Source organism: Pelagerythrobacter aerophilus (assembly GCF_003581645.1).
In the GTDB taxonomy this organism is placed as follows: Bacteria; Pseudomonadota; Alphaproteobacteria; order Sphingomonadales; family Sphingomonadaceae; genus Pelagerythrobacter; species Pelagerythrobacter aerophilus.
Map to the genome: position 1 here is coordinate 83854 of NZ_QXFK01000017.1, position 21740 is coordinate 105593.

Consider the following 21740-nt stretch of genomic DNA (forward strand, 5'->3'; position numbering starts at 1 on the left):
CGAACGCGCGACCCCGGATTGGGTTCCTCATTCGGTGCGGGGTAAAATCCCTGCGAGGCGGAGAGTTTCGACAAGATTATCAATCGCGGCACGCGCCTCGGCGTCGATCGTCGTCCCTCCGTCGGGGCTCTCCGGTACACTCGCCCGCAACCATTCGCCGTAGTGGAGCGCGGCCCGCCCCGCGGCCCTTTCGAATACGTGTATCGTAGCCCGCAAGGTATCACCGAAGCGCGTCAGTCACGCCGAGCTGCACTGCAACGCCGATTATCACCAGTGCCAGCATCCCGCGCACCAGCCAGGCAAGCGTGGCGCGCCATACGCTCGCCTTCGCGTCGCGCCAAACTTGGAGCAGCTCACGCAGCTCGTCCAGATCGTCGCACGCGTCGGGATCGGCGAGGCCAGTGCGCGTGAGCGCGCGGTCCGCACCGAGTTCGGCCGCCTCCTCGACCAGTGCGCGCAGAGTCACCAGCTCGCAGCAGCCCGACTCGCTATCCGCGCGTGCTTCAGCCATTAGCCGGGCGATCGTATTCGTTCTGTCCATGTCAGATTACTCCCGGTGTGAAGATCGCGTGCTTCTCGTCCGCAGAGGGGAACAAGGCCGCGGAGCCTGCGCCTTTAGGCCCCCCCCCGCCCTTTGGCGGCGCCAGCACAGGATCGAGATTGATCGCGGCGCGGCCCCCAGATCCAGTCCATCGCGTGGGCCGGTGAGAAACTTGTCCGCGGCTGGCAGGAACGTCACCTTCGAGCTGAACCGAACCTTGGAAGTGCGCGCAAGCTCCGCCGGGAATGTCTTGCGCCACGCCCTGGCTGCAGCTGGACGGCTGCCAGCGGGCGAGAGTTCGCCTTTGTCATGATCGTTTCCATTAGAAAGAGAGGAGGGGCGGCTGCAACCGGACCTTCCTCGAATCACACTATCGCGATGGTCCGCCTCTCTAACCAAATATCGTCACGATGTCAAGAGAAAAGTGCCAAACAGGTTATTTCAATCGCCATTGCGCTCCCTTCATGGCTCGCCTAAGCGCCGCGGACTCCGCGAGGAACGAAGGGCTCAGGCGTGCTGCGCAAACTCTACGAATGGACCATGGAGAAGGCCTCCCATCCCCACGCCCAGGGGTGGCTGGCGCTGATCGCCTTCGTCGAGGCGAGCTTCTTCCCGATCCCGCCGCACCCGCTGCTCGGCCTGATGTGCCTGGCCGAGCCGAAGAAGGCGATTCGCTTCGCGCTGATCTGCACCTTCGCCTCGGTTCTGGGCGGGCTGTTCGGCTATGCCATCGGGTACTTCCTCTACGACACCGTCGGCACCGCGCTGCTTTCCGCGATCGGGCTGGCCGAGGAGTTCCCGGTCGCCGCCTGCCACTTGCGCGAGCGCGACTGGGAAGTGATCTTCCTCGCCGGCAGCACGCCGGTGCCGTTCAAGCTGCTGACGATCACCGCCGGCTTCATCGAGATGGCGCTGGTGCCGTTCATCCTCGCTAGCATCGCCGGCCGCGCGCTGATCTTCCTGACGGTCGGCGTGCTGTTCCGCCTGTTCGGCGCCCCGATCAAGCGGGTGATCGACGAATACCTGATCACCGTCACCACCGCGTTCGCGGTGCTGGTGGTCGGCGGCTTCCTCGCCTTGTCCTACCTCTCGGGCGGCGACGAGGCGGCGCAGGACAAGTGCGCCGCCGCGGCGATCGAAGCGGTATAGAGCGAACGCCTAACCCTCGAACGTCGTCTCCAGCGTGATCTCCGCCTTGAGCAGCTTGGAGATCGGGCAATTCGCCTTCGCCTCGGTGGCGAGCGTCTCGAATTCCTCGCGCCCGATGCCCTCGACCCGGCCTGTCAGCGTCAGGTCGGAGCGGGTGACGGTGAAGCCATCGCCTTCCTTCTCTAGCGTCACCTTGGCTTCGGTCTCGAGCGTACCCTGCTCATGTCCGGCGCGCGCCAGCGCGAAGCTCAGCGCCATGGTGAAGCAGCTCGCATGGGCGGCGGCGATCAGTTCCTCGGGATTGGTCCCCGGCGCGCCCTCGAACCGCGTGGCGAAGCCGTAGGGCTGATCCTTCAGCGCGCCCGACCCGGTCGAGACGCTGCCCTTGCCATCCTTGCCGAGCCCTTCGTAACGAGCACTGCCTTTGTTGACGGTTTTCATCGCTTCCGATCTCCTTCACATTCGAGACGACTGGCGGGCGTCAGCGTTCCGCGCTTTCGCGCCAGGCTTGCCAGTAATATGCGAGCTCGCCCGGAACGGATCGCGCGAACGCGGCGTCGAGCGGATAGTGCGGCATCGCCTGTGCGACTGCATCGAGCACCGCGTTGCCTTGCGCCCGATCCTTGCGCCGCTTGAGCGGGTTACGCTCGGCCTGATCGGCGAGCCACAGCTTGTGCAGGGCGAACCAGCGGGGGTCGGGCACCACCAGTCGGGCGGCGCTCCAGTCACGGCACGGGACGACCTGATTGACCGGGCGCCCGAGCAACAGCCATTCCTGAGACGGCAGTGAGATCGGGCGCGGTCGCTCGCGCGGGGCGAGCGTTTCGGCGCGCGACGGCGCGACCAGCAGATCGACTTCGTAGGTCGCGGCGTTCCGCGCTTGGCAATGTCGTTCGCTATTGACCGTAAAGGTCGGATCGACCGCTTTGAGTGCCGCCCATAGCCCTGCCTCCTCGGCTTGCTCTTCGGCGACCCACGCAAGATCGAAGTCTTCGGTCTCGTCGGGCGCATCTGCAATCGCGCCACCGGCCTCGATAGCGTAGGCCGGAAGGCAATTCGTCCCGATGATGAGCAAGGTTCCGTCGAGCAGCCGGCGTCGGTCAAGCTCACGCAGCAGTTCGCCCGCGGCGCTCGACAGCATCGGAAGATGCAGGGGACGCGCCATACGCCCGATCTCTTCGACCAACCCGCTGGCCTTCGTCAGGCGGTGCTGCAGGTCCGACTTGGCGGTGCGATAATCGGCGAGCCGTCGTTCCAGTTCGGGCGACATCCGGCCGAGGCTCTTGCCGTTGTTCGATCTGTCGATTGCCTCGTAGAGATATTCGTACTTGCCGACTCGTTTGCGCACGAGATTGTAAGGCAGCCGGGAGAGACCGCGCTGCGCCTCGATCATCGCCTCGTAGCGCGGCCGCAGGTTGATCAGGGCTCGCGCCTGCTCATCGCTGAAAGGACTGACCCGGTCTTCCATGAGCAACCATTTATCCTGCATCCTGATAAAATGCAAGAATGCAGGATAAATCGTTTTAGATCAGCAATTTAAATAATCCCCACAGCCTTCCCCGCGCGTTTGAACATGCCGAGGATTGTCTCGACTTCCTCTTCCGAATGTTCGGCACAGAGCGAGCAGCGGAGCAGGGTCATGTTGGCGGGGGTCGCCGGCGGGCGGGCGAGGTTGACGTAGAGGCCTTCCTTGAGCAGCGCCTCCCACATCGCGGCGCCGCGTTCGAGGTCGGGCATGATCACCGCGACGATCGCGCTCTGCGGTTCCTCGGTCCCGAGCTCGAAGCCAAGGTCCTTGAGACCGCCGTGCAGCCGCTTGGAATTCTCCCACAGGTGGGCGCGCTTGTTCGAACCGTGCATCAGCTTGCGGATGCTGGTCGCCGCGGTCGCGACCACGCTGGGCGGGAGCGAGGCGGTGAAGACGTAGGGCCGGCAGACCAGCCGCAGGATCTCGAACTTCGGGTGGTTGGAGACGCAGAAGCCGCCGACCGTGCCGACGCTCTTGGAGAAGGTGCCGATGATGAAGTCGACGTCGTCGATCACACCGGCCTGCTCGCACACGCCGCGGCCGTGCTCGCCGATGAAGCCCATCGAGTGCGCCTCGTCGACCAGTACCATCGCGCCGTACTTCTTGGCGACCGCGACCATCTCCTTGAGCGGCGCGATGTCGCCGAGCATCGAATAGACGCCTTCCAGCACGACCAGCTTGCCCGCGCCTTCGGGAATGCGGCGCAGGCGCTTCTCCATCGCCTCGAGGTCGTTGTGCTTGAACGGCACGACTTCCGCCTTGCCCATCGCGCATCCGTCCCAGATGCTTGCGTGGCTGTCGATGTCGAGGACGATGTAGTCGCCCTTGCCGGCGATCGTGGAGATGATGCCGAGGTTGGCCTGATAGCCGGTCGAGAACACCATGGCGTGGTCCATGGCGTAGAACTCGCGCAGCGCGTCCTCGCATTCCTTGTGGCCCTGGTAGGTGCCGTTCAGCACGCGGCTGCCGGTGGTTCCGCTGCCGAAATCCTCGAGCGCCTGCTTGCCCGCCTCGACCACGTCGGGGTCGAAGGTCATGCCCATGTAATTGTAGGTGCCGAGCAGGATCGTGTCGCGCCCGTTGCAGATCGCGCGGGTGGGCGAGAGGACTTTCTCCATCACCAGATTGAACGGATCCTCCTGCCCGGACGCGAGCAGCCCTTCGCGCATGGCGATCAGATCGTCGAACTTGCTGAACAGATCGCGCGACTCGCCTTCCAGCGTCTCGGGCTTGTCGGGCTGCGAAATACCCTCGCTCACCGGTCGGCCTGCAGCTTGTGCACCGCGCCGACGAGCTGCCCGTAGGTCTCGATCTCGGCCTGCTGGTTCATGGAGATGATCACGTCGAACTCGTCCTCGATCGCGGCGACGAAATCCATCACCGTCAGGCTGTCGAATTCGAGGTCGCCGGCGAACGTGGTCGCCTCGGTGATCTCGACGCCCTTCTTGTTGAACGGGTCGATCAGGCGGCGAATGGTCTGGTCGGTTTCGGGGCGGTCCATGTGCGGTGTTCCAATCTCGTAGCTTCGGGCAGGGGCGGCGCCCGTCATGTCAAAGCGGCGGCAAAGCGGGTCCGGCCCCCGCTTGTCAAGCCGGCACCAGCCGGCGGACCGCCGCCATGAACGGCCCGATCGAGACCGGCTTGGCGAGATAGTCGGCCGCGCCGGCGTCGCGAATCCGCTCCTCGTCGCCCTTGCCGGCATAGGCGGTCACCGCCAGCACCGGCACCTCGGCCAGCCCGCGCTCGCGCTTGAGCGCGGCGATCAGGTCGACGCCGGAGACGTTGGGGAGCTGGATGTCCATCAGCACCAGATCGGGCGCGAAGGCGCGCGCGGCGTCGAGCACGAACTCGCCGTCCGCCACCGGCTCGACCTCGAAGCCGTTCGCGCGCAGGACGTCGCAGAACAGTTTCCGGTTGAGGTCGTTGTCCTCGACAACCAGTATTCTCTTTGCCACAGCCTCGCTCACGTCGGGCGCTCCCCTTGCTGCCCAACGCCTTATGCCTCCCGGAGGACGCTGACAATTATTCGCGAGACTCGATCGAACGACCATGCCCCGGGCGACGCCGATTCGCTGGCGCTCGCCGCGCTCGGCTGGGTGCTGCAGGATGACGACCGGGCGCAGCGGCTGCTCTCGCTGACCGGGCTCACGCCCGAGATCCTGCGCGAGCGGCTGACCGACCGGGGGGTGCTTGCCGCCGTTCTCGAATTTCTCGCCAATCACGAGCCCGATCTCGTGCTCGCGGCCGACGCGCTGAACGTCGCGCCCGAGACGCTGATCGAGGCGCACAGGAGCCTTTCGCAATGAGCCGCCCGCTGATCATCTCCGACTGCGACGAAGTGCTGCTGCACATGGTGGCGCACTTCCGCGACTGGCTCGGCGAGAGCGAGCGGGTCGACTTCACCATCGGCAGCAACAACTTCGCCGAAGCCATGCGCTGGCGCGAGAGCGGCGAGCGGGTGGAGGAGCGCGACATATGGCGCCTGCTCGGCCGCTTCTTCGACACCGAGATGGACCGCCAGCTCCCGATCGCAGGCGCGGTCGACGGCGTCGCGGCGCTGGCCGAGCATGCCGACGTGGTGATCCTGACCAACCTCAACGACGAACGGCGGGAACGCCGCGCGCGCCAGCTTGCCGATCACGGGATCGCGGCGCGGGTCTTCACCAATCAGGGCCCCAAGGGGCCGGCGCTCAAGGCGATCGTCGAGGAATATGCGCCGAGCCGCGCGATCTTCATCGACGATCTGCCGCAGCATCACCGCTCTGCTGCGGAGACCGTGCCGGACGTCGTGCGGCTGCACCTCTGCGGCGAGCCGCAGCTCGCCCCGCACATCGACTGCGCGCACCGCGCGGGCCACGCCCACGCCCGGATCGACGCCTGGGGCGAGGCGCTGCCTTGGCTGCTCGAACAACTGAACTTCGAAACACAGGATAAGGAACACGCATGAGCATCGAAGCGAAACTTGCCGAACTGGGAATCACGCTGCCGGAAGCCGCGGCGCCGGTCGCGAGCTATGTTCCGGTGGTGGTCGCGGGCGGACTCGCCCATGTCTCGGGCCAGCTGCCGTTCGTCGACGGCAAGCTGGTGACCGGGCGGCTGGGCGAGGACCTCGCACTCGACCAGGGTGCCGCGGCGGCGCGCGCCTGCGGCCTGATGATCCTGGCGCAGCTCAAGGCCGCGCTCGGCTCGCTCGACCGGGTGGAGCGGATCGTCAAGCTCGGCGCCTTCGTCAATTCGGCGGGCGACTTCACCGACCAGCCCAAAGTCGCCAACGGCGTGTCGGATCTGATGCTGGAAGTCTTCGGCGACGCCGGCCGCCACGCCCGCGCCGCGGTCGGCGTGCCGGCGCTCCCGCTCGGCGCCGCGGTCGAGGTCGACGCGATCGTCGCCGTGAGGGACTGAGCTGAACCCGATCGACGCCTGGCGGGCACCGGCCCCTGATCCCCGGCGCGTCGAATGGCTCGCCCAGTGGACCTATGCCCACCGCGGACTCCATTCGTCCGGCGTGCCGGAGAACTCGCCTTCGGCCTTCGCCGAGGCGATGGCGCGCGGCCTCGCGATCGAGTGCGACGTCCAGCGCACCGGCGATGGCCGGGCGGCGGTGTTCCATGACTGGGAGCTCGACCGGCTGACCGACGAGCGCGGCCCGGTGATCCGCCGCCCGCTGGCGGAGATCGAACGGATCGCGCTCGCGGGCAGCAGCGACCGCGTTCCCTCGCTCGAACGGATGCTGGCCCAGGTCGGGGGCAGGGTGCCCGTGCTGATCGAGCTCAAGTCGAAGCGCGAGCGGCGAGTCGCGCCGCTGTGCCTCGCCGTGCGCCGCGCGCTCGACGGCTACCGCGGCCCGCATGCGGTGATGAGCTTCGACCCGCGTGTGTCGCGCTGGTTCTCGGTCCACGCGCCCCGCACGGTCCGCGGGCTGGTCGTGACCGAGGAGGACGACAAGGGCGTCGTCGGCCTGTGGCGGCGGCATGCGGCGCTGTGGCATGCCCGGCCGGACTTCCTTGCCTACGACGTGCGCGACCTGCCCAGCCGCTTTGCCGCGGGCCAGCGCAAGCGCGGTATCCCGGTCCTGACCTGGACCGTTCGCTCGCCCGAACTTCGCGAGCGCGCCGCGCTGCACGCCGACGCGCCGATCGCGGAAGGAGACGGATTGGCGTGAGTGACGGCCAGCCGCGCGTGCGCACCGCCGAATCGGTCGGCTCGCTGCCGCGCGCCGAATGGGACGCGCTCGCCGGCACGGACAATCCGTTCGTCTCCTACGACTTCCTCACCGCGCTCGAGGATTCGGGCAGCGTCGGGCCGGAGACGGGCTGGCTGCCGCTGCCGATCGTGGTCGAGCGCGGGCCCGATCACAGGCTCGCCGCCGCCATGCCGGCCTACGTCAAGTCGCACAGCCAGGGCGAATACGTGTTCGATCACGCCTGGGCCGACGCCTACGAGCGCGCGGGCGGGGCCTATTACCCCAAGCTGCAGATCGCTGTCCCGTTCACACCCGCCACGGGGCCGCGGCTGCTGGCCGCCACGCCGGGCGACGCGGAGGTGCTTCTGCGCGCGGCCGAATGGGTCTGCGGCCATTTCAAGCTCTCCTCCGCCCACGCGACTTTCATCGAACCCGAACAGCGCGCGCTGTTCGAGCAGGCGAGGTGGATGCTGCGCAGCGACATCCAGTTCCACTGGGAGAACCGCGGCTACGACAGCTTCGATGCGTTCCTCGGCGCGCTCAGCTCGCGCAAGCGCAAGGCGATCCGCAAGGAACGCGCCGCGGCGCAGGAAGGGCTGGAGATCCGCCACCTCAGCGGCGACGCGATCCGGCCCGAGCATTGGGATGCGTTCTGGGAATTCTACCAGGACACCGGCGCGCGCAAGTGGGGCCATCCCTACCTGACGCGCGAGGCCTTTACCCTGCTGGGCGAGCGGATGGCGGACCGGATCCTGCTGGTCTTCGCTTACGAAGACGGCGTGCCGATCGCCGGCGCGCTCAACGTTATCGGCGGGACGACGCTGTTCGGCCGCTACTGGGGCTGCACCGCCGAGCGGCGCTTCCTCCATTTCGAGCTGTGCTACTACCAGGCGATCGACGCCGCGATCGAGCGCGGGCTCGCACGGGTCGAGGCCGGCGCGCAAGGTGGGCACAAGCTCATGCGCGGTTACGAGCCGGTCGAGACCTGGTCGGCGCACTGGATCGCCGATCCCGGCTTCCGCGAGGCGGTGGCCGATTTTCTCGAGCGCGAACGCGAAGGCGTCTCGCTCGATCGCTCGTTCATGGCCGAGCGGACGCCGTTCCGGAAAGACTAGGGTTCTGGCCCTAGGCGACCTTGCGCTCGCCGGTGCCGAGCCAGTTGCGCGCGCGGCGCTGCGCCTCGGCGATCTCGCGAGCGGTCATTTCCTCCGACACCTCGGCCCGGCAGCCGGGAGCGGCCTCGTGCCCGCCCAGCGCGGCGAGATTGAACCACTTGTGCGCCTCGACCAGATCGCACGGCGCACCGTGGCTGCCGGTCGAGAAAGCCACGCCGAGATCGAAATAGGCGGCCGGATCGCCGTGCGCCGCTGCGGTGAGGCAGTGCGCGACCAGCATATCGGCGGCGGTCGTGTCGGCGGGCATCGCCATGCCGCCCTCTATCGGAATCAGTTCCATCGTAAGTCCCCCCAAATACCGGCGATCCCCATCGCCCGTAGGCCGACTTTTCGGCGGTCATGGTCAACAAACCGTTAACGCCGCGAGGAACCTTGCTGCAGACAGCCGGACCCGTTCGGCTCACCTTAATTTTCACCGGGCTAGCGCGCGGCCATCGATTGTCGCTTGTGCGTGCTTTTGCCCCCGCCTATAGGCGCGCCCAACGCGAAGGTCCGGGTCGCCGGAATGTACCGAACGGCCTGAAACAAGCGCCGGCTATGGCCGGCAGGGGTTGAGAGGCAACTATGGCGTCCGCGATGTCCAGCGACATCGAAGTTCTCGAAAAGGCCCGGAAATCGATCGCGGCGGACTACGTGCCGCGCGAAGACGAGCCTTACATGAGCGAGCAGCAGGTCAACTTCTTCCGCAAGCTCCTGCTCGAATGGAAACGGTCGATCCTCGACGCCTCCTCGGCGACGCTGCAATCGTTGCAGGATGGGCCGATCCGGGAACCCGATCTCAACGACCGCGCGTCGAGCGAGGCGGACTGGGGAATCGAGCTGCGCACCCGCGACCGGCAGCGCAAGCTGATCGCCAAGATCGACGCCGCGCTGCGCCGGATCGATGCCGGCGAATACGGCTATTGCGAGGTGACGGGCGATCCGATCGGCATCCGCCGCCTGATCGCGCGGCCCGTCGCGACAATGACGGTCGAGGCGCAGGAAGCGCACGAGCGGCGCGAGAAGATCTCCCGCGACGATTGATCGCGGGCAGGCTTCGACCGGCGGGCAAACAGGCTTAAAGCTTCCTTAGCCAATCCTGCCTAATCCGATTCGGGCCCGCGGGTCGCCTGCCGCGAGCAGATCGAGAGACCGAGGAAAGGACCGGGACCGCGAATGTCCGGCGTCGACACCAGACACATCCCACGCGACAGCCTGTTCCTGCTCGCCTCGCTTCGCCTGGACGGCGACGCGGCGGAGCATCGCGTCAAGGTCCGCAATCTTTCCGCCGGCGGCATGATGGCCGAAGGCGACGTGCGGGTGGAGCGGGGCGTGCGTCTGTCGGTCGATCTGCGCAACATCGGCTGGGTCGGCGGCACCGTGGCCTGGGTTCAGGACAAGCGCTTCGGCATCGCCTTTTCCGAAGAGATCGACGCCAGCCGCGTGCGCGCGCCGGTCGGTTCGTCGGATGCCGACACCCCGCGCTTCACCAAGCCCGCTTCGATCATGCCGCTGCACGCCGCGGTCGATCCCTCGCGCCTGCGCAAGCTCTGATCCGCGCTGTTCGCGGCTGACCTCGCCTGGTTTGCTTGCTAGGCCGTCGCGGAGATGAGAATCCGCACCCTGGCCCTTTCCCTCTTCGCGCTCCTCGCGCTCGCCGGCTGCGGCGGCGCGGGTAACGATGATCTGGTCGATGTCGTCTTCATCGGTCAGCCGGAAGAGCTGGAGGAGGACGGGCTGCGCCTCTCCTCCGCCGGGCAGCACTTGCGCGCCGCGACCGCGGATGGGCTCGTGTCGCTCGATGCGAACGGCAACGTCGTGCCCGCGGTCGCCGAGCGCTGGATCGTTACCGACGACGGGCTGAGCTACATCTTTCGCCTGCGCAATTCGGACTGGGCAGACGGCACGCCGATCGACTCGGAGGATGTCCGCGCCGAACTGGGGCGGACGATCGCCCGGCTCAGCGGCACCTCGCTCGGACTCGATCTCGCCAAGATCCGCGAAGTGCGGGCGATGACGGGGCGGGTGATCGAGATTCGCCTGTGGAGCCCGATGCCCGATTTGCTGCAGGTGCTCGCTCAGCCCGAACTCGGGCTGCGCCGCAACGGGCGCGGCACCGGGCCGATGGCGGTCAACCGCACCGACGACGCCTGGATCCTGCAGCCGCGACCGCCGGAAACGCGCGGTCTGCCGGCCGATCCCGAATGGCGCCAGCGCATCCGCCAGCTTCGCCTGCGCGCGCTGCCGGCCGAGCAGGCAGTCGCGGCATTCGAATCGGGCGGCGCCGATCTCGTGCTCAATGGCCGGCTCGCCGATCTCCCGCTGGCCGACGTCGGTGCGCTCTCGCGCGGGACCGTCCGGCTTGACGCGGCGCTCGGTCTGTTCGGCCTGCGCGTCCATTCGCGCGAGGGCCTGCTGGCCGATGCCGCGCGGCGGGAGGCGGTGGCAATGGCGATCGACCGCGACACGCTGCTCCAGCCGTTCAATATCGGCGGGTGGATTCCCACCACCCGGATCGTCGCGCCGGGCCTGCCTGACGATATCGGGACGATCGACGAGCGCTGGACCGACCTTACGCTGGAGGAACGCCGCGCACAGGCGGCGCAGCGGATCGCCGCGTGGCGCGGAGAGGGCGAGGACCGCGCCGCCCGGGTCACCATCGCGCTGCCGCCGGGTCCCGGGTCCGACCTGCTGTTCCGCGAACTGGCGGCCGACCTGGCCGCGATCGGAATCCGCCTCGAGCGGGTCGAGGATTCGGACGACGCGGATTTGACGCTGGTCGACCGGGTCGCGCGCTACGGCAGTGCACGCTGGTTCCTCAACCAGTTCAACTGCGCGCTCAATACCGGCCGGTGCGTGCCCGAAGCCGATGCCAGGGTGGCCGAGGCGCGGTCGCAAGCCGACCCCATGGTGCGCGCTGCACTGTTCGCCGAAGCCGAGGCCGAGCTTGCCGCGAGCAACGTCTATATTCCTATCGGTGCGCCGATCCGCTGGTCGCTGGTTCGCGGCGGGATCGAAGGGTTCCAGGAGAACCGGTGGAACGTCCATCCCTTGCTCCCGCTCGCGCTCCGTCCCATCTAGGGGTGTAAGGAGAAACGCATGGACGAGCGCCAGCAACCCCGCGCGATGGGCATCGAACTGCCTCTCGGCACCGACCCGCAGTCGGTCCGCAAGCGGATCGAGGCGATGGAGATGCTGCTCGAGCGCAGCTTTCGCATTCCCGGGATCAACTATCCGGTCGGGCTCGACTCGATCGCGGGGCTGGTGCCGGTGGTCGGCGATTTGGTGACCGCGGCGATGGGCGCCTACATCGTGTGGGAAGCGCGCAACCTCGGCCTGCCCAAGTGGAAGCTGTGGCGCATGGCGGGCAACGTCGCGTTCGATACCGCAGTCGGCGCGATCCCGATCGCGGGCGACGCCTTCGACCTGCTGTTCCGCTCCAACACGCGCAACCTGAAGATCGTCCGCAAGCATCTCGACAAGCATCATCCTGCGACGCGCGTGATCGAGGGGTAGTTTCATTGGTGACCGGTTCGCGGTAGAGGCCGCCCATGGCCCGCGACGTCACCTATTCCTCCTATCTCGACCTCGACCGCATCCTCGCGGCGCAGCACCCGGTCTCGGGCGCGCACGACGAGATGCTGTTCATCATCGTCCACCAGGCGAGCGAGCTGTGGCTCAAGCTCTGCCTGCACGAGCTTCAGTCCGCGCGCGAGCACATCGCCGCCGACACGCTGCGCCCGGCGTTCAAGATGCTCGCCCGCGTCGCCCGCGCACAGGGGCAGTTGATCCAGAGCTGGGACGTGCTCTCGACGATGACGCCGCACGACTATTCGACCGTGCGGCCTCATCTCGGCGGTTCGAGCGGGTTCCAGTCGGCGCAGTACCGGCTGATGGAATTCCTCCTCGGCGGCCGCAATCCGGACATGGTGACGATCCACGAGGCGACGCCGGACGTGGCCGAGGCACTGCGCGCCGAGCTCGCCCGCCCGAGCCTCTATGCCGAGGCGATCGGCCTGCTCGCCCGGCGCGGGTTCGCAATCCCGGACGAGGTGCTCGCACGCGACCACGACGGCCCGTGGGAGCATTCGCCCGCGGTCGAGGCGGCCTGGGCCGAGATCTACCGAGAGCCCTCGGCGCACTGGGATCTCTATGAGCTCGCCGAGAAGCTGGTCGATCTCGAATACCATTTCCAGCGCTGGCGCTTCGGCCACCTGAAGACGGTCGAGCGCATCATTGGCTTCAAGCGCGGCACTGGTGGCACGCCCGGCGTACCCTATCTCGAAGGCGTGCTGAAGCAGGCGTTCTTTCCCGAACTGCTCAGCGTGAGGACGGCGATCTGATGCTGGCCGAAGCCCGCGCCCGCGACGCCGCCGATCCGCTGCGCGACTACCGCGCGCGCTTCGATCTGCCCCAGGGCGTGATCTACCTCGACGGCAACTCGCTCGGGGCGCTGCCGAAAGCCACCGCCGGCCGGATGGCGCAGGTGATCCGAGGCGAATGGGGCGAGGGGCTGATTCGCAGCTGGAACAGCGCGGACTGGATCGGCATGCCGCAGCGCGTCGGCGGCAAGATCGCCCCGCTGATCGGCGCGGCGCCGGACGAGGTGATTGCTTGCGACAGCACTTCGGTGAACCTGTTCAAGCTGATCGCGGCGGCGCTTCGCATGCAACCAGGGCGCAAGGTCGTGCTGTCCGAGCCGGGCAATTTCCCGACCGACCTCTACATGATCGCCGGGCTCGAGGCGCAGGGCCTCGCCGAACGCCGCCTCGTCCCGCGCGAGCGGATCGCCGGGGCGCTGGACGGCGACGTGGCGCTGCTGCTGCTGACCCATGTCCACTACAAGACCGGCGCGGTGTTCGACATGGCCGCGCTCACCCGCGCCGCGCACGAGGCCGGCGCGCTGGTCCTGTGGGACCTGTCGCACAGCGCCGGCGCGATTCCCGTCGACCTCAACGGGTGCGGGGCCGATTTCGCGGTCGGCTGCGGCTACAAGTACCTGAATGGCGGCCCCGGCGCTCCGGCGTTCGCCTACGCCGCACGCCGCCACCACGAGGCGCTGGAGCAGCCCCTGACCGGCTGGATGGGCCACGCCGCGCCCTTCGCCTTTTCGGACGACTATGCCCCTGCGGCGGGCGTAGATCGCCTGCTGACCGGCACCCCGCCGATCCTCGGTCTTGCGGCGCTCGAAGTCGGCATCGAACTGGCCGCCGAAATCGGGATCGAACGCCTGGCGGCGAAGTCGCGCGCGCTGTCGGAATTCTTCCGCACCTGCCTCGACCGCGCGGGCGTCGAACTCGATCTCGTCAGTCCCGCCGACCCGGAGCAGCGCGGCAGCCAACTCTCCTTCCGCCACCCGGAAGCCTACGCGATCTGCCAGGCCCTGATCGCTCGCGGCGTCATCGGCGACTTCCGCGACCCCGACATCCTCCGCCTCGGCTTCGCTCCGGCCTACGTCTCGTTCGAGGATGTGGCCCAGGCAGCGCAGCACCTCGCCGAAGTGCTCAAGACCGGCGAATGGCAGCGCGAGGAATTCCGCGAGCGGGCGGCGGTGACGTGATCGAATGGTTTAAAATCATCGGATTCTCGGTCATCGCCGCAATCATATATGGCATTCTGCATGACCTGATCACCGCGCATGTGGCGCTCGAATACTTCACGATCGCCCATCCCCCGGTCTTTCCCACACGAAACCCCATGTTGCTGGCATTTGGCTGGGGCGTGATCGCGACTTGGTGGTCGGTCTGGGGCTTGGCATCGCGCTTGCAGGCTGCGCCCGACTGGGCCGCTGGCCCCGTCTCGGGTTGCATGCGGTGCGCCCGCGCATTCTGCGGGTGATCGGCCTGATGGCGGGAGCGGCCATCCTGTCCGCCTTGGCCGGGTCGGTCCTCATGGCGAGTGGAGCGAACGCAATCGGGCCATGGGCAAATGAAGTTCCGGAAGGGCGGCACGTGCCGTTCGCGGCCGCCGCCTGGGCGCACTCGGCGAGTTATCTCGTTGGTATTCTGGGCGGGCTGCTCGCCTGCTGGCGCACGGCGCGGGAGCGGCAAAGCTGCTCCTACGATCACTCCTCCAGCTCGATGTCCCAATAGAGCCAGTCGCGCCAGGTTTCGTGGAGGTAGTTGGGCGGGAAGGCCTTGCCGCGTTCCTGCAGCTGCCAGCTCGTCGGGCGGATCGGGCTGACGTGCGGCATGTGGGCCTGGCGAGGCGTGCGGCCGCCCTTCTTCATGTTGCACGGCGCGCAGGCGGTGATGATGTTCTCCCACGTCGTCTTGCCGCCCAGACGGCGGGGCACGACGTGGTCGAAGGTCAGGTGCTGCGGGCTGCCGCAGTACTGGCAGGCGAAGCGGTCGCGCAGGAACACGTTGAAGCGCGTGAAGGCGGGGAATTCCGAATGCTTCACGTACTGCTTGAGCGCGATCACGCTCGGGATCTTCATGTCGAGCGAGGGCGAGTGGACCTCCCGCTCGTACGTCGCGACCACATCCACCCGGTCGAGGAAGATCGCCTTGATCGCGGTCTGCCAGGGCCACAGGCTCAGCGGATAGTACGAGAGCGGCGTGAAGTCGGCGTTGAGGACGAGCGCCGGGCATGCCGACAAGCTGCGTGTCGGATCTTCCTCGGCGCTCCTGAACCGCGCCGCCCGTTCGATCAGTTCGGCCTTGAACACCTGCGCGTGTCCTCCCTGATACGTCGAAGGGAGCACTTGCCGCAAAAGGCGTCAAGACTGTTACAGGAGCGGAATCCACAAGCTTTTTCCGCGAGTCGCGGCATTTGCGTCACGGAGGCAACCGCTGATCGTCACCCGCTTCGCCCCCAGCCCGAACGGTTCGCTGCATCTCGGGCACGCCTTTTCGGCGATCGTCGCGCACGATCTCGCCCGGGAGCGTGGCGGGCGTTTCCTGCTCAGGATCGAGGATATCGACGGCGCGCGCAGTAGACCGGAACTCGCGGAGGAATTCCGTGCCGATCTCGCCTGGCTCGGGCTGGAATGGCATGAAGTCGCGCCGCAGTCGGCCCGCCTCGCGAGCTACGTTGCGGCCGCCGACCGGTTGCGGAATGAAGGCCTGCTCTATCCCTGCACCTGCACCCGGGCCGAGATCGCGGCGGCTGCCAAAGCCATCGGACTCGAAGGCCCGGTCTATCCCGGAACCTGCAAGGGCCGCGCCGTCGACGCAAGCGAGCCGGTCGTCTGGCGGCTCGACGTGGCTGAGGCGCTGGCGCGCACCGGCCCGCTGAGCTGGACCGACGAGCGCGCCGGCGTCCAGCAGGCCGATCCTGCGCGCCTCGGCGACGTGGTGCTGGTGCGCAAGGATCGCGAGACTCCGGCGAGCTACCACTTGGCCGCCACGCTCGACGATGCGGTCGATGACGTCACGCTGGTGACGCGCGGGCGAGACCTGTTCGCCGCGACCCATATCCACCGTCTGCTTCAGGCGCTGCTCAGCCTGCCCGTGCCGACCTGGCACCATCACCCGCTGCTCCTGGACCGCGAGGGCCGGAAGCTGGCCAAGCGCCGCAATTCGCCCTCGCTGGCCGACCGCCGCCGGGCGGACGAGGACGGCCTCACACTCGCGGCCGATCTGCGTGCCGGGCGCTTCCCCGCTGGCATTTCGCTCGGCGAGTGACTAGGTTACGCAGATGACCACTTTCTTCGTCATCGTCCTCGTCGTCCTCATGGGACTGGTCGTCTATTCGCTGGTGCGCGGCATCATTGCCTTCCTCAAGAGCACCAAGATGGACCTCGAGCGCGAGGATACCGGCGTCGCGACCGAGATGCAGTTGATGCAGAACAAGATGATGTTCGCGCGCATCAAGTATCAGGCGCTGGCGGTGCTGGTCGTGGCGGTCCTGCTCGCCGTTTCCAGCTAGGCGGCACCGGCCCCCCCCGCGTGGTCAAGCTCAACAAGATCTACACCCGCACCGGCGACGACGGCACCACCGGGCTTGTCGACGGTTCGCGCACGGCCAAGCATTCGCTGCGCATCGCCGCGATCGGCAAAGTCGACAGTGCTAACAGCGCGCTCGGGCTCGCGGCGGTCGCGCTCGCGGATGGCGACCATGCCGCGACGATCTATCGGATTCAGAACGACCTGTTCGATCTTGGGGCCGACCTCGCCACCCCGGGGGAGGACTTCGCGCCGTCCGAGATGACTCTGCGGATCGTGCAGGCGCAAGTCGACTGGCTGGAGGGCCGGATCGACCGCATCAACGCGCGGCTCGAGCCGCTCAGGAGCTTCGTGCTCCCGGGCGGCACCGAAGCGGCCGCGCGCGTCCATGTCGCCCGTGCCTCGGCGCGCGAGGCCGAGCGGGCGATGACCGCGCTGGCGGAACACGAGCCGGCCAATCCCGCGGCGCTCGCCTATATCAACCGCCTGTCCGACTATCTCTTCGTCCTCGCCCGCGCGCTCAATGCGGACGGAGCGGACGACGTGAAATGGGTGCCCGGCGCCAACCGCTAGCCAGCGTGCCGCCGAGCGGCTAACAGCCCCCTTCTGCTGCAACTGCGAAGGGTTTTGCGATGCGAAAGGTCGGGATCATCGGGGCGGGCCAGATGGGCTCCGGCATAGCGCAGACGGTCGCGCAGCACGGTATCGAAGTGGTGCTCGCGGACGTCGAACTGAGCGTCGCCGAAAAGGCCAGGGCCGGGATCGACCGCACGCTCCGCAAGCTCGTCGACAAGGGCAAGATCGAGGGTGCTGCGGCGGACGCGGCGCTGGGCCGCATCACGCCGGTCGCCGATTATCAGCCGATGGCCGACGCCGAACTGATTATCGAGGCCGCGACCGAGCGCGAGGAGATCAAGCGCGCGATCTTCGAAGCGGCGGGCGAGATCCTCGGGCAGGACGCGATCCTCGCCAGCAACACCAGCTCGATTCCGATCACCCGCATGGCGGGCTGGTCGCCCGATCCGGCGCGCTTCATCGGGCTGCATTTCTTCAATCCCGTGCCGGTGATGGGGCTGATCGAAGTCATCCCCGGTCTCGCGACCTCCGACGAGACGACCGCCCGCACCCGCGCTTTCGCCGAGAGACTGGGCAAGGAAGTCGTGCTCTCGCAGGACGAGCCCGGCTTCGTCGTCAACCGCATTCTCCTGCCGATGCTCAACGAGGCGGTGTTCGTGCTCGGGCAGGGCACGGCCAGCATCGAGGACATCGACAAGGGTTGCCGGCTCGGCCTCAACCATCCGATGGGTCCGCTGCAGCTTGCCGACTTCGTCGGCCTCGACACCTGCTTCGAGATCATCCAGGTGCTCCACAAGACCACCGGCGATCCCAAGTACCGCCCGGCGCCGCTGCTGGTGAAATATGTCGAGGCGGGCTGGCTCGGCCGCAAGACCGGCCGCGGCTTCTACGACTATTCGGGCGAAGAGCCGGTTCCGACGCGCTGAACGGAGGAACGGCTGGTGCGCGCCATCCGTTGGCCATGCGAAGGAGAATTCGCATGGCCGACAAACCCGTGAAAAGCCAGGAAGAGCGCCAGGCCGACCTCGCGCCCGAGACGCACAACGACGAGCAGGACGATCATCTCTCGCAGACCCAGGAAGTCGCGGACGAGGCGATGGAGCCTTCCGAACGCAGTCCGACGGAAAGCGAGAAGGACGACAACTCCAGCGGCCTGATGAACGATTCGACCCAGGACACGGTGGACCGCATGCGGGACATGGAAAGCTCCGGCCGGATCGACATGGGCGCTTATCGCGGCGAGCCGAACCACGACGACAACGTCGACAAGTATGGCAAGGCGCACAAGCCCGACGGGCTGCGGGGCGACGGGACCTAGTTCGACAGACTCCCGTCGTTGAGCAGCCACAGCCCCGCGATCAGGATCCCCGCCCCCAGCATTACCGCGAAGGCCAGCAACCGGAAATTGGGCGAGGACGGTTGTTCGATGACATGCGGGTGAAGCCGCTCCAGCGTACGGCAGGCGCGCCGCTGGGCGGAAAACGCGAGCGCGGCGCCCGCGAGGACGAACAGCGTGGCGATCGCCTTGGCCAGCCATGGCGGCTCGAGTTCGCCGAACAGCGCGCGGAATGCGATGCCGATGCCGATCGCGGCGAAAGCCGTGCGGATCCACCCGGCGAACGTGCGCTCCATCGCCATAATGTTGCGGTCTTCGGCGTATTTCGTCCGCTCGACCGCGAGCTCGCTACGATCCGGGTCCTTCGCCATCGTAAGGAAGCATAGGCGCCTCCGCTTCAGCTTCAAGAACCACGCCGTCGTCCGGCATTTCGTGCACGATCGGCGGCGTGGTGTCGAACCCCTCGGCCTCGTCGATCAGCTCTGCCTCGGGCGTGAAGCTCCCGCGGTCGACTGGCTCGCGGAACTCGCGCTCGGGCGGGGCAAGCTCGGGAGACGGCATCTCCTCCGGCATCTCGACCGTTTCGCGCGGCCCCGGCTCCCCTGCGCGTTGGCGGTCCGCCATCCGGTCGAGCAGTCCGCCGCTGTCCTCGCTGCCCACGAGCGCGGCCGCGGCGAGCAGGATCAGCCCGGCAAGGGCGAGCGCCGCCCATCGGTTGCGGAACGGGTCGAAATACATCGCGAGAGAGCGGATAGCGGCGAATGCTTAAGGTTCGGTGGAGGCCGCATCCTGCTTGAGCGCGTAGAGCGCATCGAGCGCATCGCGCGGGGAGAGCGCATCGACGTCGAGCTCCCGCAGCCGCTCGCGCAGGGTGTCGCATTGTTCCTCTTCCGCCGCGTTCGCCGCCGCAAACAACGGCAGGTCGCCGAGCCCTGCAGCCAGCCCGCCCGTCTCCGCACGGCCCTTCTCCAGCCGGTCGAGGACCGACTTCGCGCGCGCCACGACCGCGTCCGGCACGCCGGCAAGGCGCGCAACCGCGAGGCCGTAGCTGCGGTCCGCCGGTCCCTCGGCCAGCTCGTGCAGCAGCACCAGATCGCCCTTCCACTCGCGCGCGCGGACATGGTGGAGGCTCAGCGCCTCGCAGGTCTCCGCCAGCCGCGACAGCTCGTGGTAATGCGTCGCGAACAGGCAGCGGCAGCGGTTGGTCTCGTGCACCGCTTCGACCACGGCCCAGGCGAGCGCGAGCCCATCGTAGGTCGAGGTACCGCGCCCGACTTCGTCGAGGATCACGAAGCTGCGCTCGGTCGCCTGGCTGAGGATCGCCGCGGTCTCGACCATCTCGACCATGAAGGTCGAGCGCCCGCGCGCGAGGTTGTCCGACGCGCCGACGCGGCTGAACAGGCGGTCGACCAGCCCGATCCGCGCCGATACGGCAGGCACGAAGCAGCCGGCCTGCGCCAACAGCACGATCAGCGCATTCTGCCGCAGGAAGGTCGACTTGCCGCCCATGTTCGGCCCGCCGATCAGCCACAACCGGTCCTGATCGTCGAGCCGGCAGTCGTTGGCGACGAAGCGCTCGCCGCCTTTCGCCAGCGCCTGTTCGACCACCGGATGGCGGCCCCCGGCGATCTCGAGGCAGCGATCCTCCAGGATCTCAGCGCGGCACCAGTCGCCCTCGGCCGCGCGCTCGGCATTGCCGGCGGCGACGTCCAGCCGGGCGAGGGCGGCCGCGGTCGCCGCGATCGCCTCGCGTGCGTCGATCACTGCGGCGGTGAGGTCCTCGAAATGGGCCTCCTCGGCCGCCAGCGCATGGCCGCCGGCTTCGGCGATTCGCGCGGCTTCCTCGTGCAGGCCGAGCGAATTGAAGCGCACCGCGCCGGCCATGGTCTGGCGGTGGGTGAAGCCGCTGTCGGAGGCCATCAGCGCATCGGCGTGCTTGGCCGGCACTTCGATGAAGTAGCCGAGCACGCCGTTGTGCTTGATCTTGAGCGCGGCGATGCCGGTGTCCTCGCGGTAGCGCCCTTCGAGCGCGGCGATCGCACGGCGGGCGCTACCGGACGTCTGCCGCAGTTCGTCGAGCGCCGCGTCGTAGCCTTCGGCGATGAACCCGCCGTTCTGCCGCTCGGTCGGCGGCGCGGGCACGAGTGCGCGCTGGAGCAGGTCGACCAGCGCGCCGTGGCCGCCCATGGCCGGCAGCAGGCGTTCCAGCAGGGCGGGTCGGTCGGGCTTGCCCTGCAAGTGATCGCGGATGCGCCGCGCTTCGGCGAGGCCGTCGCGCACCTGGCCGAGATCGCGTGGGGATCCGCGCCCGGCGACGATCCGGCCGAGCGCGCGGCCGATGTCGGGCAGGGCGCGCAGAACCTCGCGCAAGTCGGCACGCAGCAGCGGATCGGCGTGGAGCCAGCCGACCAGCGCCAGCCGCGCCTCGATCGCGCCGCGATCGGTCAGCGGCGCGGAGAGATCGTCCGCCAGTTGCCGCGCGCCTGCACCGGTCGCGCAGCGGTCGATCGCCGCGATCAGGCTGCCCTGTCGCCCGCCGCGCTGCGCTTCGAGGATCTCGAGGCTCGCCCGCGTCGCCTCGTCCATCGCCATCGCCGAATCGCTCTCTCGCGCGACCGGCGGCAGGAGCAGCGGCATCGTGCCGCGCCCTGCATGGTCGAGATAGGCAAGCAGCCCGCCGGCCGCCGCCAGCATCGGCCGCGTGAACGCGCCGAAGCCGTCGAGCGTCGCCACCCCGTGCACCGCCTTGAGCCGCGCCTCGCCTGCGTCACTCGCGAAATCCTGCCGCGCGCGTTCGATCGCCTCGGCCGGCCGCGCATCCCAATCCTCGGGCGCGACGACTTCGCTCGGGCCGAGTCGGGCGAGTGCGGCGCCGAGCCGGTCGGCGGCGCATTCCTCCAGCTCCATCCGTCCCGTGGAGATATCGACCGCCGCAATGCCGATCGTGCCGCGCAGTTCGCACACCGCGACGAGCATGTTCGCGCGGCGCGGCTCCAGCAGGGCCTCTTCGGTCAGCGTGCCCGCCGTGACGAAGCGCACGATGTCGCGCCGCACCAGCGCCTTCGAGCCGCCGCGCTTCTTCGCTTCTTCGGGCGTCTCGACCTGCTCGGCGATCGCGACGCGGCAACCGGCCTTGATCAGCCGGGCGAGATAGCCTTCCGCCGAATGGGCAGGCACGCCGCACATCGGCACCGCTTCGCCGCCATGCTCGCCGCGCGTGGTCAGCGCAATGTCGAGGATCGCGGCGGCCTGGCGCGCGTCGTCGAAGAACAGCTCGAAGAAGTCGCCCATGCGGTAGAACAGCAGGCACCCTTCGGCCTCGCGCTTGAGCGCGTGGTACTGTTCCATCATCGGGGTCGACTTGCCCGCCATGCGCAGGGGCCT

General features: G+C 68.0%; 29 protein-coding genes. 18 read left to right on the forward strand and 11 right to left on the reverse strand.

The features are described from left to right. Window positions 1-220: 220 nt before the first annotated feature. The gene (locus D2V04_RS10655) at window positions 221-541 is read right to left on the reverse strand and encodes a DUF6127 family protein (protein ID WP_119513676.1); all 321 of its coding nucleotides are present in this window, start codon (window positions 539-541) and stop codon (window positions 221-223) included. Window positions 542-1054: 513 nt separating this feature from the next. On the opposite strand from D2V04_RS10655, the gene D2V04_RS10660 reads away from it, so the two are divergent. Next, entirely contained in the window at window positions 1055-1690 is a 636-nt protein-coding gene (locus D2V04_RS10660) for a YqaA family protein (protein WP_119513677.1), read from the forward strand. A gap of 9 nt (window positions 1691-1699) precedes the next feature. Here the strand turns inward: D2V04_RS10660 and D2V04_RS10665 are convergent, their stop codons facing one another. From D2V04_RS10665 to D2V04_RS10685, 5 genes are all read right to left on the reverse strand, one after another. Next, a complete protein-coding gene (locus tag D2V04_RS10665) occupies window positions 1700-2131 on the reverse strand; it encodes an OsmC family protein (protein ID WP_119513678.1) in 432 nt (143 codons plus the stop codon). A 40-nt stretch (window positions 2132-2171) separates the two neighbouring features. Beyond that, window positions 2172-3158: a GSU2403 family nucleotidyltransferase fold protein gene (locus D2V04_RS10670; RefSeq protein ID WP_182849737.1), complete on the reverse strand. Its 987-nt coding sequence runs from the start codon at window positions 3156-3158 to the stop codon at window positions 2172-2174. 68 nt (window positions 3159-3226) lie between these two features. Further along, window positions 3227-4477 carry a serine palmitoyltransferase gene (spt, locus tag D2V04_RS10675; RefSeq protein WP_119513680.1) on the reverse strand — a complete coding sequence of 417 codons (1251 nt, stop codon included), beginning with the start codon at window positions 4475-4477 and terminating at the stop codon, window positions 3227-3229. After that, window positions 4474-4719 (reverse strand): acyl carrier protein, encoded by a 246-nt coding sequence (locus tag D2V04_RS10680; protein WP_119513681.1) that lies wholly within the window; start codon window positions 4717-4719, stop codon window positions 4474-4476. The genes spt and D2V04_RS10680 overlap by 4 nt, the downstream gene beginning before the upstream one ends. Window positions 4720-4804: 85 nt before the next feature. After that, a complete protein-coding gene (locus D2V04_RS10685) occupies window positions 4805-5173 on the reverse strand; it encodes a response regulator (RefSeq protein WP_119513719.1) in 369 nt (122 codons plus the stop codon). Between the two features lie 141 nt (window positions 5174-5314). Here D2V04_RS10685 and D2V04_RS10690 point away from each other — a divergent pair, with 141 nt between their 5' ends. The 5 genes from D2V04_RS10690 to D2V04_RS10710 all read left to right on the forward strand — a co-directional run bounded on the left by D2V04_RS10690 (window position 5315) and on the right by D2V04_RS10710 (window position 8516). Next, window positions 5315-5524 carry a DUF3572 family protein gene (locus D2V04_RS10690; protein ID WP_404825301.1) on the forward strand — a complete coding sequence of 70 codons (210 nt, stop codon included), beginning with the start codon at window positions 5315-5317 and terminating at the stop codon, window positions 5522-5524. Continuing rightward, window positions 5521-6165 carry an HAD family hydrolase gene (locus tag D2V04_RS10695; RefSeq protein WP_119513682.1) on the forward strand — a complete coding sequence of 215 codons (645 nt, stop codon included), beginning with the start codon at window positions 5521-5523 and terminating at the stop codon, window positions 6163-6165. Before D2V04_RS10690 ends, D2V04_RS10695 begins: the two co-directional genes overlap by 4 nt. Beyond that, window positions 6162-6620: a RidA family protein gene (locus D2V04_RS10700; protein WP_119513683.1), complete on the forward strand. Its 459-nt coding sequence runs from the start codon at window positions 6162-6164 to the stop codon at window positions 6618-6620. Before D2V04_RS10695 ends, D2V04_RS10700 begins: the two co-directional genes overlap by 4 nt. 103 nt (window positions 6621-6723) lie before the next feature. After that, a complete protein-coding gene (locus tag D2V04_RS10705; RefSeq protein WP_228766374.1) occupies window positions 6724-7380 on the forward strand; it encodes a glycerophosphodiester phosphodiesterase family protein in 657 nt (218 codons plus the stop codon). Then, window positions 7377-8516: a GNAT family N-acetyltransferase gene (locus tag D2V04_RS10710; protein ID WP_119513685.1), complete on the forward strand. Its 1140-nt coding sequence runs from the start codon at window positions 7377-7379 to the stop codon at window positions 8514-8516. Before D2V04_RS10705 ends, D2V04_RS10710 begins: the two co-directional genes overlap by 4 nt. A 10-nt stretch (window positions 8517-8526) precedes the next feature. Here the strand turns inward: D2V04_RS10710 and D2V04_RS10715 are convergent, their stop codons facing one another. Next, entirely contained in the window at window positions 8527-8856 is a 330-nt protein-coding gene (locus tag D2V04_RS10715; RefSeq protein WP_119513686.1) for an SEL1-like repeat protein, read from the reverse strand. 284 nt (window positions 8857-9140) lie between these two features. On the opposite strand from D2V04_RS10715, the gene dksA reads away from it, so the two are divergent. The 7 genes from dksA to D2V04_RS10750 all read left to right on the forward strand — a co-directional run bounded on the left by dksA (window position 9141) and on the right by D2V04_RS10750 (window position 14393). Continuing rightward, entirely contained in the window at window positions 9141-9599 is a 459-nt protein-coding gene (gene dksA / locus D2V04_RS10720; RefSeq protein ID WP_119513687.1) for an RNA polymerase-binding protein DksA, read from the forward strand. A gap of 132 nt (window positions 9600-9731) precedes the next feature. Beyond that, the gene (locus tag D2V04_RS10725) at window positions 9732-10109 is read left to right on the forward strand and encodes a PilZ domain-containing protein (protein WP_119513688.1); all 378 of its coding nucleotides are present in this window, start codon (window positions 9732-9734) and stop codon (window positions 10107-10109) included. Between the two features lie 54 nt (window positions 10110-10163). Beyond that, the gene (locus D2V04_RS10730) at window positions 10164-11636 is read left to right on the forward strand and encodes an ABC transporter substrate-binding protein (RefSeq protein ID WP_119513689.1); all 1473 of its coding nucleotides are present in this window, start codon (window positions 10164-10166) and stop codon (window positions 11634-11636) included. An 18-nt stretch (window positions 11637-11654) separates the two neighbouring features. Beyond that, window positions 11655-12071 carry a DUF4112 domain-containing protein gene (locus D2V04_RS10735; protein ID WP_119513690.1) on the forward strand — a complete coding sequence of 139 codons (417 nt, stop codon included), beginning with the start codon at window positions 11655-11657 and terminating at the stop codon, window positions 12069-12071. Window positions 12072-12106: 35 nt separating this feature from the next. After that, on the forward strand, window positions 12107-12898 hold the full coding sequence (locus D2V04_RS10740; RefSeq protein ID WP_119513691.1) for a tryptophan 2,3-dioxygenase: 792 nt from the start codon (window positions 12107-12109) through the stop codon (window positions 12896-12898). Next, complete coding sequence (gene kynU, locus D2V04_RS10745) at window positions 12898-14115, forward strand: kynureninase (protein ID WP_119513692.1); 1218 nt, start codon at window positions 12898-12900, stop codon at window positions 14113-14115. The genes D2V04_RS10740 and kynU overlap by 1 nt, the downstream gene beginning before the upstream one ends. After that, a complete protein-coding gene (locus tag D2V04_RS10750; protein WP_119513693.1) occupies window positions 14112-14393 on the forward strand; it encodes a hypothetical protein in 282 nt (93 codons plus the stop codon). Before kynU ends, D2V04_RS10750 begins: the two co-directional genes overlap by 4 nt. A 226-nt stretch (window positions 14394-14619) precedes the next feature. Here D2V04_RS10750 and D2V04_RS10760 read toward each other — a convergent pair whose 3' ends face one another. Continuing rightward, the gene (locus tag D2V04_RS10760) at window positions 14620-15225 is read right to left on the reverse strand and encodes an HNH endonuclease (protein ID WP_119513721.1); all 606 of its coding nucleotides are present in this window, start codon (window positions 15223-15225) and stop codon (window positions 14620-14622) included. A gap of 124 nt (window positions 15226-15349) precedes the next feature. Here D2V04_RS10760 and gluQRS point away from each other — a divergent pair, with 124 nt between their 5' ends. From gluQRS to D2V04_RS10785, 5 genes are read left to right on the forward strand one after another with little or no spacing between them, the layout of a single operon-like run. Continuing rightward, on the forward strand, window positions 15350-16183 hold the full coding sequence (gluQRS, locus tag D2V04_RS10765; RefSeq protein ID WP_119513695.1) for a tRNA glutamyl-Q(34) synthetase GluQRS: 834 nt from the start codon (window positions 15350-15352) through the stop codon (window positions 16181-16183). A gap of 13 nt (window positions 16184-16196) precedes the next feature. Beyond that, window positions 16197-16427 carry an HIG1 domain-containing protein gene (locus tag D2V04_RS10770; protein WP_119513696.1) on the forward strand — a complete coding sequence of 77 codons (231 nt, stop codon included), beginning with the start codon at window positions 16197-16199 and terminating at the stop codon, window positions 16425-16427. A 20-nt stretch (window positions 16428-16447) separates the two neighbouring features. Further along, window positions 16448-17017, forward strand: coding sequence for a cob(I)yrinic acid a,c-diamide adenosyltransferase (locus tag D2V04_RS10775; protein WP_119513697.1), 570 nt, complete (start codon window positions 16448-16450; stop codon window positions 17015-17017). Between the two features lie 59 nt (window positions 17018-17076). Then, window positions 17077-17946: a 3-hydroxybutyryl-CoA dehydrogenase gene (locus D2V04_RS10780; RefSeq protein WP_119513698.1), complete on the forward strand. Its 870-nt coding sequence runs from the start codon at window positions 17077-17079 to the stop codon at window positions 17944-17946. 53 nt (window positions 17947-17999) lie between these two features. Continuing rightward, complete coding sequence (locus tag D2V04_RS10785) at window positions 18000-18338, forward strand: hypothetical protein (RefSeq protein ID WP_119513699.1); 339 nt, start codon at window positions 18000-18002, stop codon at window positions 18336-18338. Here D2V04_RS10785 and D2V04_RS10790 read toward each other — a convergent pair. The 3 genes from D2V04_RS10790 to mutS are packed head-to-tail and all read right to left on the reverse strand — an operon-like array spanning window position 18335 to window position 21728. Beyond that, the gene (locus D2V04_RS10790) at window positions 18335-18727 is read right to left on the reverse strand and encodes a YidH family protein (protein ID WP_119513700.1); all 393 of its coding nucleotides are present in this window, start codon (window positions 18725-18727) and stop codon (window positions 18335-18337) included. The genes D2V04_RS10785 and D2V04_RS10790 overlap by 4 nt on opposite strands. Continuing rightward, a complete protein-coding gene (locus D2V04_RS10795) occupies window positions 18705-19094 on the reverse strand; it encodes a hypothetical protein (protein WP_119513701.1) in 390 nt (129 codons plus the stop codon). Before D2V04_RS10795 ends, D2V04_RS10790 begins: the two co-directional genes overlap by 23 nt. Window positions 19095-19121: 27 nt before the next feature. Next, window positions 19122-21728, reverse strand: a complete 2607-nt coding sequence (mutS, locus tag D2V04_RS10800; protein ID WP_119513702.1) for a DNA mismatch repair protein MutS — start codon at window positions 21726-21728, stop codon at window positions 19122-19124. Between the last annotated feature and the right edge of the window lie 12 nt (window positions 21729-21740).